This is a genomic window from Nocardiopsis sp. iso_186 (genome assembly GCF_056173365.1).
Genome location: NZ_CM149670.1, coordinates 4177850 through 4192117 on the forward strand (window position 1 = coordinate 4177850; position 14268 = coordinate 4192117).

Annotated in this window: 10 protein-coding genes; all 10 read right to left on the minus strand. The window is 68.9% G+C overall.

The genetic code is table 11. The annotated features are described in order from the left end of the window. Window positions 1-721 precede the first annotated feature (721 nt). Entirely contained in the window at window positions 722-1606 is an 885-nt protein-coding gene (locus AC0VYP_RS18385) for a bile acid:sodium symporter family protein (RefSeq protein ID WP_475470908.1), read from the minus strand. A gap of 205 nt (window positions 1607-1811) precedes the next feature. Further along, window positions 1812-2075, minus strand: coding sequence for a DUF6406 domain-containing protein (locus AC0VYP_RS18390; RefSeq protein WP_475470910.1), 264 nt, complete (start codon window positions 2073-2075; stop codon window positions 1812-1814). A gap of 223 nt (window positions 2076-2298) precedes the next feature. After that, window positions 2299-3408, minus strand: a complete 1110-nt coding sequence (gene bar, locus AC0VYP_RS18395; RefSeq protein ID WP_285757313.1) for a barbiturase — start codon at window positions 3406-3408, stop codon at window positions 2299-2301. An 80-nt stretch (window positions 3409-3488) separates the two neighbouring features. Then, complete coding sequence (locus AC0VYP_RS18400) at window positions 3489-4436, minus strand: carbamate kinase (protein WP_475470911.1); 948 nt, start codon at window positions 4434-4436, stop codon at window positions 3489-3491. 196 nt (window positions 4437-4632) lie between these two features. Next, window positions 4633-5637 (minus strand): NmrA family NAD(P)-binding protein, encoded by a 1005-nt coding sequence (locus AC0VYP_RS18405; RefSeq protein WP_475470913.1) that lies wholly within the window; start codon window positions 5635-5637, stop codon window positions 4633-4635. Further along, complete coding sequence (locus tag AC0VYP_RS18410; RefSeq protein ID WP_475470915.1) at window positions 5634-7508, minus strand: hydantoinase B/oxoprolinase family protein; 1875 nt, start codon at window positions 7506-7508, stop codon at window positions 5634-5636. Before AC0VYP_RS18410 ends, AC0VYP_RS18405 begins: the two co-directional genes overlap by 4 nt. Window positions 7509-7511: 3 nt before the next feature. Then, window positions 7512-9635 carry a hydantoinase/oxoprolinase family protein gene (locus AC0VYP_RS18415; RefSeq protein WP_285757317.1) on the minus strand — a complete coding sequence of 708 codons (2124 nt, stop codon included), beginning with the start codon at window positions 9633-9635 and terminating at the stop codon, window positions 7512-7514. 171 nt (window positions 9636-9806) lie between these two features. After that, on the minus strand, window positions 9807-10499 hold the full coding sequence (locus tag AC0VYP_RS18420) for a response regulator transcription factor (RefSeq protein WP_285757318.1): 693 nt from the start codon (window positions 10497-10499) through the stop codon (window positions 9807-9809). Next, window positions 10487-11821: a sensor histidine kinase gene (locus AC0VYP_RS18425; RefSeq protein ID WP_475470918.1), complete on the minus strand. Its 1335-nt coding sequence runs from the start codon at window positions 11819-11821 to the stop codon at window positions 10487-10489. Before AC0VYP_RS18425 ends, AC0VYP_RS18420 begins: the two co-directional genes overlap by 13 nt. A 115-nt stretch (window positions 11822-11936) precedes the next feature. Next, on the minus strand, window positions 11937-14240 hold the full coding sequence (gene secA2, locus AC0VYP_RS18430) for an accessory Sec system translocase SecA2 (protein WP_285757892.1): 2304 nt from the start codon (window positions 14238-14240) through the stop codon (window positions 11937-11939). Window positions 14241-14268 lie beyond the last annotated feature (28 nt).

The window sequence follows — 14268 nt, forward strand, 5'->3', positions numbered from 1 at the left end:
ATCCCGATCGTCGAAACGGAGTTTTCCTTCGCGCTCGACCAGCCGCTCTGATCACATCGCAGCCTGCGTGAACGCCATCGGCCCCGAACCGGGTGCCTGGGACCGCGTCTCCGGGTTCAGTTTGAAGATCGAACCCCAGGACGCGCGAGCCATCCCCATCAGGGGCGACGGCTGGATGCCTCCTCAACGTGCCGGGCATCGATCAGGCCGACATCGTCGCTGACGATTATCGGCGGCGCCATCGGTCAGCGCTTCGCCGTCGCCCGCAGACACGCCCGGCGAGCCGGGCATGAGCGCACAGGCGCTGCACACAGGAAAAGCGCCCGTCGAGCCGGGATGCCGGCGACCGCTCGCTTCGCACTGGGCGGCGAAACGGGCGCGGGACCGCTCCCCCGCGCCGGCTGGCGCCTTCGGTGCCCCCGAACCGACAGCTCATCGCACCTGGCAGGAGCTGCGGCCCGATCGAAGGCGCCAACCGGACGCGTCCGTGTCCAGCGCGCGCACATGGAGCGGAGTGGGTGCGCACACGGACGCTGGGGAGAGTCCCCCGGCTTGGTGACTCCGGGGGCCCTTCCGCTCACACAAAGCATTGTTTCTGGTACGCACTCGGGCTGGACAGGCCCAAACGGGCTCAATCGGCCCTGGCCCTACTTGGGCCCCGGGGCCCAAGCATCCGGGCCCCGGGTCCTGGTTCGCTTGATCCACACGGGTAGCGCGTGGATCAACCGCTCTGCGCCGCGGCTTCGATCCTCTCGCCGCCCCTCGACCTGGCGAGGAAAGCCCCGAAGAGCGCGGCGATGACGAAAGCGAGGACACCGTAGACGGCGGCGGGTACCGCCAGCTGAATGTCCCCCAACAGCGAAGCGCCCACGGTGATCGCGATCGTGTTGTTGTGCAGCCCGATCTCCATGGCCGACGCGGTTGCCTGCGACGGCGCGATCCTGAACAGGCGCGGCACGAGGTAGCCGACGCTGAGACTGATGAGACAGAACAGTCCGGCGACCGCCCCCACCGAGGCGAAGTAGGTGGCGAGGTTGCCGGCCTCGGCAAGCATGGCGCCGAGAGTGACCGTTACCAGCACGACGATCGAGGCGATTTTGACCGGACGGTCCATCCCTCGGGCAAAGGAGGGGAATCGCGCCCGGACGGCCATGCCTGCCGCGACGGGGACCAGGACTACCGCGAAGACCTGGACCACTTTGTCGAACTGCAACCCCAGCGAACCGGAATCGCTGAGGAAGTAGGCCAGCGAAAGATTGACCACGAAGGGCAGCGTGATCACCGATATCACCGAATTGATCGCGGTAAGCGTGACGTTGAGGGCGACATCGCCACGGAACAGATGACTGTAGAGGTTGGCGGCAGTTCCTCCGGGAGAGGCCGCCAACAGCATCATCCCTACCGCCAGCGGCCCGGGAAGGTCGAACAGCAGTACCAGGCCCAGGCAGACGCCGGGCAGGAGGAGCAGTTGACACAACAGCGCGACCAGAACGGCACGGGGGTAGCGCACGACCCGGCGGAAGTCGTTGACGGCCAGGCTCAGTCCCAGACCGAACATGACGACAGCGAGCGCCAGGGGCATGAAGACGTCGATCAGGAGTTGCACGGGGTCCTATCGGGGTCGGGCCCGAGCCGGGGCAAAGGACAGAGAAACGTGAAAAACACTCGGCTTCAGGGCGTATTGTGCCGGATAGTCAACGGGGAAGACGGAGCGGCATACATTCAGCACCGGCACCGGCTCCCGACCGCCCCCACCGAAAAGACAACGAGCCCCGTCCCGGAAGCGGGATAGGGCTCGAAATCGGGCCTGATCAGCCCACACGCGTGACGACCAAATAGGCGCCGGGATTGTCCGCGTTGACGATGTCCTCAACACGCCAAAGCTGACCGCCCACCGTAAAGGTCTCTCCCGTACAAACTTGGATCATTCCCCGCCATTCGCCGGGGCCGCCGAGGCGCGCCGTGGCGCGACCGTCTTCATCGATCCAGAAGCGCCCCCCACCGACGGGGCCACCCGTGAACCTGTCGTTGCGACCGTATGTGATTTTCTCCTGTGCGCCGACCTCATGGGCCACGTTGGACTCTCTCCCTGCCATTTGAGATGAGCCTCAGCCATGGTAGTGCCGTTTATTCACGGCAATACCTGTTCCGTGAATTCAGCCGGGGATTCCCTCGACACTACCCAGCTCCCATGCAATTGCATAGATACGGTGTGCTCTTTCGCTCGCCGCCGCATAGGACTGCCCCCCGGTGATGACCACCAGAGGGCAGTGAATTCAGTTCAGTGTAAACCGGGGGTCACTCGCCCAGGTCCACAACCGCTGCAACGGGCCCACCACCGGAGGGGCCCTGGTGAACGGCCGCAACCGAGACGAAGACCGCGGGGTCGCCGGTGACCGCAGCGGTGACCCCGCCGACAGTCGCCTTGATCTGGCGGTGCCAGTGCACGTCGCTGTCGTCGAGCATGATGTTGCGGCGCCCACGCACCCGGCCGGTGGGATCGGCCTCACACTTGAGGAACACATTGACCAAAGCGCTGCCGAGATCGCTGGAGTGCGGGCGTTCGGGGAGTTCGAGGCCCGCCGAGCGGATCGCCCCCCACACGCCGTCGGCGTCGAGGGCGTCGCGCATAACGCTGTGTCCTACGCGGAAACGACCGCCGATGCCCCGTGCGTTGCCGACGACCACGATTTGGGCCCGGTCCAGTTCGACACCGGAGGAGCAGGAGGCGACCGAGGAGTAGAGGGACAGGTCGGCGTGAATCTGCTCGGCCGCGGGCTCCTCGATCTCCCCGAGCGCCACCGCGATGCCCAGCGCGGTCGTGGAGTTGGAGACATCCATGGACTTGAGGGTGTCCTCGGTGAACACCGAGTGCCCACGGGACTTCGCGTCGTTGATCGTCTCCAGCACCAGGAGCGGCGTCTTGGTCTGGACGTAGTGCACATCGGCGGGATCGGTGATCCCGGCGGTCTTCATCGCGGCGCGTACGCCCTCGGCGACCTTGGCGACCATCGCGGGCCGGCCGATGTCCTCGGGCAGGATCTGCTCGCTCATGGCGACGCCGACGGTGACCCTGGGCTCGTCGGTGGGCGTGTAACGGCCCTGGGGGGCGTAGGCGAAGACCGTGGCGTGCGGGGAGATCACCCCGTCCGTTCCACCGGACCAGACCAGCGGCACCTCTTGTGCCTGGTCGTCGGTGCGAGTCCCCTTGGCGACCAGGACCTCTCTGAACGCCCGATCGGCGAGGATGCGGGTGTAGTCGTTGACTCCGCCGTTTCCCTCGGTCTTGCCGATCACCGCGAGCACGTCGTCGGCGGCGAACACTCCGTCGTCGATCAGCCGAGCGAGACCGGATGCGTCCGTCACGCTCTCGATCGCGACTTTGTGGACTTCGATAGGCCTGGTCACTGTGGGGCCACCTCTCCTCGTAGCGGTACTTTCCTTGTTGCCGGACACATGGATCCGTGCCGGTTTCGAGCGTCCCGAGGTCAGCCGGGTTCGACCACTGTTCCGGCCTCCCCGGCGATCCCCTCGGCCAGCCGGTCGAGCGCGGTGATCACCGCCCGGCCTCCCCCTTCGACGACGAACCGCAGCGCGGCCTCGACCTTGGGCCCCATGCTGCCCCCGGCGAAGTGCCCGGCGACAGCATGGCGGCCGAGTTCGGTGGCGCTGATCCGACCGATCGGCACGGCGTCGGGCGAGCCGTAGCGCAGGATCGCGTTGGGCACATCGGTCGCGATCACCAGGGTCTGGGCCTGGACCGTGCGGGCCAGCAGAGCGGCCGTGCGGTCCTTGTCCAGTACGGCCTCCACCCCGCGCAGCGTGCCCGACGCGTCCCGCACCACCGGTATCCCCCCACCGCCCGCGGCGACGGGAACGATCCCCGCGGCCAGCAGCGCGTGGACGGCGGGGGCGTCGAGGATCTCGTGCGGCTCCGGGGAGGCGACCACCCGGCGCCATCCACGCTCGCCGAAATCGGTCCAGTTCTGGCCCAGGGCGATGAACTCGGCGGCCTGGGCGGCAGGCAGGTAGCGGCCGATCGGTTTGTCCGCAGCGGTGAACGCAGGGTCCGCGGCATCCACCAGGGTCCGGGTCACGATCGCCGAGACGAACCGAGGCGTCCCTCGGGCAGCCAGTGCCGTCTCCAGCGCGCCGGCCATGGTGAAACCGATGGTTCCCTGGGTCTGGGCCCCGCACCAGTCGAGCGGTACGGGCGGGACCACGTGCGCGGCCATCTCGTTCTTGACCAGGAGGTTGCCCACCTGCGGTCCATTGCCGTGCGTCAGAACGACCTCGGTGTCGTTGACGATCAGTGCGGCGATGTCGCCCATCGCCGCTTCGATGGCCCTGCGCTGGTCGTCAGGGCGCGCGCTTCCGTCGGGGGTGGTCATGGCGTTGCCGCCGAGGGCGACAAGAACGCGGCGCGGTTGGGACATCTGGCTCCTCGGGCAAGCGCTCCTCAAAAAGCGGTGCTGCCGACTCTAGAAGAGCACCCCATCTACATCCCGGTCCACAGTTGCCCAAGAAGGTCGGATTGAATGTCACAAGTAGCCATATGGTCCGGCTAGGCCCCGCGCGGCCCGAGGCAGGGCGGGGCCGGTCGCGCGGCTGCGCGACCGGCCCCCGATCCGGTTACCGCCGGCGCGCGGCCCTGGTCCGCACGAACGCGTCGCGCTCCTCACGGCTGAGGGCCATGCGGGCCTCGCGACGCAGGCATTCGTAGGCGTCCAGGCCCGGGCGGCGCAGCAGGGTGCGCAGGGTCCGGCCGTTGCCGCGCAACCCGTGGGCGTCGTAGTAGTCGAACATCGCCGCCAGCCCCGCGCGCACCGGCTCGGCCATGCCCGCCTCCTCCGCCCGGGACCGCCACTCGTCCAACGGGACCGTCACCGCGGTCACCGGACTGCCCAGCACGGTACCGAAAGCGCCACTGACCTGACGGACCGACACGTTGCGCGGTCCGGCCAGCTCGTAGACGGCGAAGGAGTGATCGTCGTCGGCGCCGTGGTCGTCGAGCGCCGCGAGCCCCACTCTCGCGTCGTCGCGGAACAGGTCGGCCTCGGGTGCGCGAACCGGCTCGGTGAGGCAGCGCGCCGCCACCGCGGCGACGTCCCACAGGTTGACCATCGCGAACTCCACCTCGATGGAGTAGGGCACCCGTAGCTGTCCGGTGGCGCGCACGGTGTCGAGTTCGGCCAACAGGTTCTGCGCGTAGGGACCGGGTTGGAGCACCGTGACGTTGAGGCCCGACCTGAAGAGCGCCTCCTCCACCAGGAGTTTGGCCCAGTGGTGCGGCATCGCCTGGATCTGGGGCCGCAGGACCGAGTGGTAGACCACCCGCCACACACCGGCGGCCTTGGCCGCCGAGATCAGCGTCTCCCCGATCTCGACCTCGTCGGGACTCATATTGGGCGCGATGTGGTAGATCGCGTCCACCCCCGAGGCCGCCTGCTTCAGGACGGCGCGGTCGCGCATGTCACCGACGACCGTCTCCGCCGCTCCCCAGGTGCGCGCCCCGGCGCTCTGGTCCTCGCGGTGCACCAAGGCCCGGGCCCGTGCCCCTTTGTGGGCGAGCGCGGCCAGGACGGCACGCCCGGTCTTGCCGGCCGCTCCGGTCACGAGGACCCGTGGTTGTGTCACAGTCGATCCACCTCCGAGGATGTCGCGCCCCCCGACAGGATCGCGTAACCCGGCCCTCTGTCGAAGAAGGGAAGGTCGGGGTCGCGGTCGGCGCGCAGTCGGTCGCGCAGCCGCTCGGTCGCGGCCAGATCGGCCTGGGGGGTGCTGTCCGGTCCGTTGACCACCACACCGTAATCCTCCCGGGCCGCCTCCCGTGAGACTTTGCCCCAAAGCACATCGCAAAGGACGGAATCGACTTCCCGTTCCAGCGGATCGCCCCAACCGCCCCCGCCGGTGGTACGGATCCGGATCACCTCTCCTGCACGCACCGGCTCGGCGTCAACCAGCCCGTCCATCTCCCGCTCGTTGGGGCCGCCCGGGTCGATGGTGACCTGGAACGGCCGGCCGGCCTTGCCGCCCTTGACCCCCCAGCAGGACAGGATGGAACGGTCGGCGATGGACATGAAGGAGGCGTCGCGCAGCATCCGGATGTGCTTCTCGTACCCCAGGCCGCCGCGGTAGCGCCCCGCTCCCCCGGAGTCACGGGCCAGCCCCAACCGCTCCACGAGGAACGGGAACCGTGACTCGGTGAACTCGGTGGGCAGGTTGCGGGAGTCGGGCACGACGTGGATGGTGTCCTCGCCGTCCGCGTAGTAGCGTCCGCCGGAGCCACCGCCAAGCACCTCGCGCATCAGGTAGTGCTCGCCGCGCTCATCCGTGCCGTGCACTCCGGTGTAGCGGATGGTCTCCTGGTCGGCGGGCATGCGTCCGTCCACTGCCTTGGCGAGAACCCCCGACAACACGCCCAGCAACCGCAGGATGACGAAGGTGCGTGCGTTGGTGGGGGCTGGGAAGACCGGGGTGAGCAGGGTGCCCTTGGGCGGGAAGCGCATCTCGATGAGCGGCACGACGCCCTCGTTGACGTCGAGTTCGGCCATGCGTTCGGGAGTGTCTGCGAGATTGCGCAGGATCGGGGCCAGCCACTTCTTCAGGAAGTTGCCGTCGGCGTAGTCTCCGCAGTGGTTGATGGGCCCCTTCGCCTGGGCCGAGGTCCCGGTGAAATCGATGATGATCTTGTCGGGGACCTTGGTGAGGGTGATGCGCTGGGTGTGCAGTTTGGGGGCGTCCACGCCGTCGTGCTCGGCGTAGTCCTCCCACACGTAGGTGCCGTCGGGGATCTTGGCCAGGATCTCGCGCCGGTAGGTCTCGGTGGTCTTGGCCAGTAGCGCGTCGAAGCACGCCTCGACGGTGGCCCGACCGTAGCGGGCGAACAGCTCGCCCAGGCGACGCGCGCCCATGAGGCAGGCCGAGCACTCGGCGTCGAGGTCGGCTGCCAGCGAGTCGGGCATCCGTGAGTTGCGGGTCATGATGCGCAGCGCCGCTTCGTTGGGCACGCCCCGGTCCCACAGGCGGATCGGCGGGACCATCAGGCCCTCCTCATACACCGAGGTGGCGCCTGAGGGCATCGAACCGGGGCAGCCGCCGCCGATGTCGTCGTGATGTCCGAACGCCTGCACGAACGCGACGACCTCGGGTCCGTCACCGTCGTCGTGGAAGACCGGGACCGTGACGCACAGGTCCGGCAGGTGCCCGATACCGCCCTCGGACTCGTAGACGTCGTTGTGGAAGAAGACGTCCCCCGGATTCATCGTCTCCAAGGGGAAGTCACGGGCGATGGGGTGCACCAGCGCGGAGTAGGAACGGCCGGTGAGCTTGCGCAACCGGCGGTCGTGAATCCCTGCGCGGAAATCGTGTGCGTCGCGGATCATGGGCGACCGGGAGGTGCGGGCGATCGCCGTCTCGACTTCTTTCTCGACCGAGGCCAGGCTGCCCTCGACGATCTCCAGCAGGACGGGATCCACAACGGGTGCGGCGGTGTTCGTGGCGGTCATGGCTCAGCGCTCCTGGTCGGTCGGGGCGGTGGCGGCGTCGGCGGTGACCAGCACGTTGCCGTAGCCGTCGATCCGGGCGGTGAACCCGGGGTGCAGCGGAATGGTGGAGCCGAACTCCTCGATGATCGCGGGCCCCTCGATCCGGTCGCCGGACGCGAGGTCGGCACGGCGGTAGACGGGGGTTGTGCGGTAGCCGGGCCGGGCACCCTCGTCGAAGTGGACGTCGCGGTGCCCGCTCAGCGCCCGCTCGGGTCCCCCCTCCCCGCTGGGCAGTTCGCGCAGTTCCGGCCGGCGGATCCGGCCGACACCCGTGACGCGCAGGTTGACCCATTCGACCTGCTGGTCGGTGTCGCCACGGAAGTCGTAGCCATAGAGGGAGCGGTGGGCGTCGTGGAACGCCTCGGCGACCGCGTCGGCCAGGGACGCGTCCACCGGACCGTCGGGCACCGCTACCCGCACCTCGTACGCCTGACCGAAATAGCGCAGGTCGGCGGTGCGCGCGTAGTGGTGGTCGGGGCGGGCGAAACCCTCCCGTTCGAGGGCGTCGGCCGCGGAGCCGGTGAGCTCGGCCAGGATCGACCCGACCGCGACCAGGTCGAGTTCGGTGTGCCGGGTGACGTGGGTCTGAACGTAGTCGTTCTTGACGTCCACGGTGAGCAGGCCGAACGCGGAGACGTTGCCGGGGTCCCTGGGGACGATCGCGCCGGCCAGACCGAGGATGTCGATGAGCCTGCACAACAGCAGTGACCCGGATCCGCCGAAGGTCGCCATGTGGAAGTCGCGGACGTCCAGGCCCCTCTGCACGGTGATCTGGCGCAGGGCGTTGGCCTGGTTCCACGCCGAGATCTCCAGGATTCCGGTTGCCGCCTTCTCCACACCGATCCCCAGTTCCTGGGCGATCTTGGCGATGCCCTCCCTCGCGGATCCTGCGTCCAGGCCGATCTCCCCGCCCAGCAGGTGCGGGGGGATCCTGCCCAGGAGGACGTGGGCGTCGGTGATGGTGGGTTCGGTGCCGCCGTTGCCGTAGCAGATCGGGCCCGGATCGGCACCGGCCGAGTGCGGTCCGACCTTGAGCGCCCCCTCGGGCGAGATCCACGCCACCGACCCGCCGCCGGCCCCGACCGTGACGATGTCGATCATCGGGATCTTGGAGGGGTAGCGGCCGATACTGCCCTCGGTGGTGAGGCCCGGCTCGCCGCCGAGGACGACCGAGACGTCGGTGGAGGTGCCGCCGCCGTCGAGGGTGAGGACGCGGTCGAACCCTGCGCGCGCGGCGATCAGGGCCGCTCCCAGCGCGCCTGCGGCGGGGCCGGACAGCACCGTGGTGATGGGCTGGTGCACGATCTCCTCGGCGGAGAGCACTCCGCCGTTGGACTTCATGATGGAGAAGGGCACGCGCCGCTGCTCCGCGGTGAGCGGCCCGGCGTCGATGCGGGAGCGGATACCGCCGACGTAGCGGGCGACACGCGGCTTGACCGCCGCGTCAACCAGGGTGGTCATCGCACGCTCGTACTCGCGGTATTCGCGCAGGACCTCGGAGCTGATGGAGACGACCGCGTCCGGGTGCTCCGCGCGCAGGATCTCGCGGACCCGCTCCTCGTGGGAGGGGTCGGCGTAGGAGTGCAGCAGGCAGACCCCGATGGTGTCGATGCCCTGGTCCCGGAACCAACGGGCGGCTTCGGCGGCCTGCTCCTCGTCGAGGGGGCGCACCTGGGCGCCGGTGTGGTCGAGGCGTCCGCCCACGGTGCGCACCCGGTCGACGGGGACGATCCGGTCGGGCTTGACCCAGAAGTAGGAGTTACCGTAGCCGTCGGGGACGGCCTGGCGGGCGATCTCCAGAAGGTACTCGTAGCCCTCGGTGGTGATGAAACCCAGGCGGCCGATCTTGTCCTCGAGCAGCTGGTTGGTGGCCACGGTGGTCCCGTGGGCGACCGCGCTGACCTCGACGTCGCCGCCGAGCAGCTCCACCACCTTGGCGATGCCGTTCATGAACCCGTCCGCGGGGTCCGCAGGCGTCGAAGGGGTCTTGGTCGTGGTGATTTCCCCGGTGTCCTCGTCGAAGGCCACGACGTCGGTGAAGGTACCGCCGGTGTCGATGCCGATCCGGACTCGCCGTTGCCGTGCCATCAGCGCCGCTCCCTACATCAGTTCTCTGCGGTGATGTAAGGATTCAACTGCGCCGAATGAACGGTTTAATCGGCAATACCTGCCAACAGAGTTGGCAGGTATTGGCGCCCCTTTACCGCTGGTCGCACCGTTGCCCCCTGACCCCCGAGGACGGCAACGGCAGCCTCCCGGTCAGCGGGGAGGGGTGGTGCGCAGATAGGCGAGGACTGCCATCACACGGCGGTTGACGTCTCCGTCCTCCGGCGGGAGGTCCAGTTTGGCCATGATGGCACCGATGTGCTTTCCCACCGCGGCCTCGGTGACCACCAGGGCCCGGGCGATAGAGGTGTTGGAACACCCCTCGGCGACGAGTGCCAGGACCTCGCGCTCGCGAGAGGTCAGGCGCTCCACCGGGTCACGGCGGCGGTTCAGCAGCTGGCGCACCACCTGAGGATCCACAATGGTCGCACCGGCCACGACCCGGCGCAGGGTCTCCGCGAACTCCTCGACGTCCACCACCCGGTCCTTGAGCAGGTACCCCACCCGTTCACCGTTTCCGGAGTCGAGCAGGTCGGCGGCATAGCTCTGCTCGACGTACTGGCTCAGGGCGACCACTGCCAGATCGGGATTCCGCCTCCGCAGCTCCACCGCCGCGCGCAGCCCCTCGTCGGTGAAGCCGGGGGGCATCCTGATGTCGGTGACCACCAGGTCCGGGTCGTGCTCGGCGACCGCGGCGATCAGGTGGTCGGGCTCTCCCACCGCGGCAACCACTGTGAAGTCGAAGCGGGCCAACAACCCGGCCATCCCCTCCCGCAACAGCACGGCGTCGTCGGCCAGGACGACCCGGGCCCGCTCGGTTCCGGCAGGCGACGCTACTTCGGACACGGCAACTCCACGCGGATCAGGGTGGGCCCGCCTGACGGGCTGGACAGGGTCATTATGCCGTCCATGACGGAGACCCGGTTGACCAGTCCGGTCAGCCCGCTCCCCTTCCCCGGCTCGGCACCGCCCTGTCCGTCGTCGTGCACCTCCACCACCAGAGCACCGTCGTGCAGTGCCGCGGTGACCGCGGCCGTGGTGGCTTCACTGTGCTTGACGAGGTTGGTCAACGCCTCGGCGACCACGAAGTAGGCCGTGCTCTCGACGTGGGCGGGCGGACGTTCGGCGATGTCCACGCTGACGCGTACCGGGAGGGCGACGCGATCGGCGAGCTCGGGCAGCGCCGCGGCGAGACCCCGGTCGGTGAGCACTTGGGGATGGATACCGCGGATCAGTTCGCGCAGCTCGGCGAGGAGCAGCTTCGCCTGTTCGTGCGCCTGTTCCACGGAGGCCGCTGCCGGGGATTCGGCGGGGACGTCCAGGCGGGCCATGCCCAACTGCATGGTGAGCGCGACCAGCCGCTGCTGGGCACCGTCGTGCAGGTCGCGCTCGATGCGCCGCCGCTCGATCTCGAAGGCGTCCACCAAGCGCGCCCGGGAGTCGGTCACCTGCCCCAGTTCGTCGCGCAGTTCATCGGTCGATTCCCGCCCGAGCAGGACGCGGGCGCCGAGCGCGTGCCCACTGGTGAGCAGACCGAGCAGATAGGGGCCACCGCACAGGAGCAGGGCGACGACTCCGATCGACCAGGGAAGTGCCTGAAGCGGTTCGGTGAGTTCGGTGAAGCCCAGCGAGAAGGGGACGTCGTCCTGCTCGAACAGGAAAATCGGGGAGAACACGACGAGCCCGCACATGAACAGGAGCATGCCCAGGAGGCCGATGAGCGGAAGCATCACCAGGATCAGTACGCCGGCGTAAGCGAACTCGTACCACGTGGCGGCCTCGGTGTAGCGGGTCCGCAGCCAGGGCCACAGTCCGGGCGTAGCGGGAATGCGGTGGCCGCTGCGGACGGGGCGGTCGTCGACGAGGCGCAGCCGGAGGCGCTCCAGCGCGCCCAGCGGTATCGTCACCGCCGGCGCCAGCAGGACGAACAGGGCGATCCCGACGGGCAGTAGGAGGACCTCCCCCGGACCGAGCGCTCTCAGCGGATCGACGAGCACGCTGATCGCCAGCGTGGCCGGTACGGCGAGGGCCGCCAGGAGCAGCAGGACGACCCCGGTGACGATCAGTGTGGTGACGACGTGGGCGGCGCTTCGCCACGGCCACGCCGAGACGAGGTACCGGCGACGGCGCATGGCCTGGAGCGGTTGCTCAGCAGGAATATCGGTCATGTCGGCAACGCTAGTCAGGCGCCCGTCCGCGCACCCGCCCTGTAGTACCCGAACCGATGGTGGGGACAGCCATACCCCGGTCCGGGCCTGCCAGGGGCAGTCCCGGACCGGCTGGTTACTCGCGTCCCGGCCCGCCCAGGTTCTTGAGCTTGCCGACCATGCTCTCGAACTCGGTGGAGAAGGGCTGCTCCTGCACCATGTAGGTCCAGGTGGCCGACGGCCGCTTCACCCCGGCGGCGTCCACGTCGATCCGCCCGTTCGCGACCTTGGCGTCGGCGAACATCTGCGCGGCGCGGGAGCGGGCGTTGTCGAGGAAGCCTTTGAAGGCGGGGACCGCGTCGCGGTTGAACTCGTCGAGCGGGTTGCGCCGGCCGAGGAAGCGCAGGTGGATTCCCTCGCGCAGATCGGCCAGGAACTCGCTGTGGTCGGTCCAGCCGCGGTCCAGGTGGTACAGCGTGATGAGGCGCGCGGCCCGCGCGACCTCCTCCTCGCCGACCTCGTCGATGAACTCCTCGTAGGTGGCGGGGCAGTCCACGGCGAGCTGACGCTTGCCGAGATCGTCGGTGAGCACCGCCTCGCGGTGCTCCAGCACGACCCCGCGCTGCACGTCGATGAGCTGGTTGTAGCGCCAGGTGTTGCGGTGCAGTTCCAGGAGTTGGCCCTCTGCCACGCGTTGGGCGTGGTCCACGGTACTGCGCCAGCTCGGGTCGGTGATCGCGCCGTCGGAGGTGACGTCGTAACCACGGGTCTCGGGGGCGTTGTTGGCGATCAGGTCGTCCTCGACACTGACGTAGAACACCGAGCCGCCCGGGTCGCCCTGACGTCCCGCACGACCGCGCAACTGGTCGTCCAAACGGCTGCTGGGGTAGCGGCCGTAGCCGATGACGTAAAGGCCGCCCACTTCCACGACCCGATCGCGGTCGGCCATGTCGCTGCCGCCCAGGCGGATGTCGGTCCCGCGCCCGGCCATCTGGGTGGACACGGTCACGCGAGCGTACGTGCCGGCTTCGGCGATCACCGCCGCCTCGTCCGCGTCGTTCTTCGCGTTGAGGACCACACACGGCAGGTTGCTCTTGGCGAGGCGTTCGGCGAGACGCTCGGACTCGGCGACGTCCTGGGTGCCGATGAGCACCGGACGCCCCTCCGTGTGCACCGAGACGACCTCCTCCAGGAGGGCGTCCTCCTTCTCCTCCGGTGTGGCGTAGAGGCGGTCGGGCTCGTCCTGCCGGACGTTGGGCTTGTTGGGCGGGACGACCGCGACTTCCAGCTCGTAGAACTCGCGCAGCTGCTCGGCGACCGCCATGGCGGTTCCGGTCATCCCGCATCGGGTCGGGTAACGCAGAACCAGTGCCTGCACAGTGATCGAGTCCAAGACCTCACCGGTCTCGCTCGCCGCCACGTGCTCCTTGGCCTCGACCGCGGCCTGGAGCCCGTCGGGCCAGCGCTGGAGCAGCGCGATACGCCCGCGTGACTCGTTGATCAGGCGGACCTGGCCGTCACGCACCACGTAGTGCACGTCGCGCTGGAGCAGGGCGTGGGCGTGCAGCGCCAGGTTCACCCTGGGAAGCAGTGCGGTGTCGTCGGCGGAGTAGAGGTCCACACCGTCCAGTGCCTTCTCCACCGCGTCGATGCCGGCGTCGGTGAGATGGGCGTTTCGGCCGTCGTCGTCAACCAGATAGTCGATCTTGGGGCGCAACCCGCGCACCAGCTCGGCCATCGCGGCGTCGGACTCCGCCGCCTCGGCAGCGCCTGCCAGGACCAGGGGCACCCGGGCTTCGTCAACCAGGACCGAGTCGGCCTCGTCGATGAGGGCGATGTTGGGTTTGGGCACGACCAGGTCGGCCTTGTCGGTGGCGAGGCGGTCGCGGAGGACGTCGAACCCGAACTCGCTGACCGAGGCATAGGTGATGTCGGCCGCGTAGGCAGCGCGTCGCTGCTCGGTGGTGGACTCCTGGCCGATCCACCCGGCCTCCACCCCCAGCAACGTGTAGAGGGGGCGCATCCACTCGGCGTCGCGTTGGGCGAGGTAGTCGTTGACGCTGAGGACGTGCACCCGCTGCCCGCGCAGCGCGAACCCTGCGGCGGCCAGCGCTCCGGCCAGGGTCTTGCCCTCACCGGTGGCCATCTCGGCGACATGGCCGTCCAGCAGTGCCATGACACCGATCAGCTGGGCGTCGAAGGGGCGCTCGTCCAGGACACGGTGCGCGGCCTCGCGCCCCAGCGCACACAGCTCCGCGAGGTCGTCGCGTTCGTAGGGGAGCTCGGCGTTGCCGAGTTCCGCGGCGGCCGCGGTGATCTCGGCATCGCTCAGTTCCCGGAGGCGCTCTTCGCGCTCCTCGATGGACTTCAGCAGCTTGGTATAAGGCTGGAGGGCGACGGATCCGGGCTTCCCCATGATCCGGCGCACGCTCTCGGCCATTCGTCCGAACACCACAGCAGAGTAACGC

What these genes read in the sequence shown, in the direction of transcription:
- AC0VYP_RS18400 (WP_475470911.1), bottom strand. Translation starts at nt 4,436, where the DNA reads ATGTCCCAACCGCGCCGCGTTCTTGTCGCCCTCGGCGGCAACGCCATG.
- AC0VYP_RS18410 (WP_475470915.1), bottom strand. Translation starts at nt 7,508, where the DNA reads ATGACCGCCACGAACACCGCCGCACCCGTTGTGGATCCCGTCCTGCTG.
- AC0VYP_RS18415 (WP_285757317.1), bottom strand. Translation starts at nt 9,635, where the DNA reads ATGGCACGGCAACGGCGAGTCCGGATCGGCATCGACACCGGCGGTACC.
- AC0VYP_RS18425 (WP_475470918.1), bottom strand. Translation starts at nt 11,821, where the DNA reads ATGACCGATATTCCTGCTGAGCAACCGCTCCAGGCCATGCGCCGTCGC.
- secA2 (WP_285757892.1), bottom strand. Translation starts at nt 14,240, where the DNA reads ATGGCCGAGAGCGTGCGCCGGATCATGGGGAAGCCCGGATCCGTCGCC.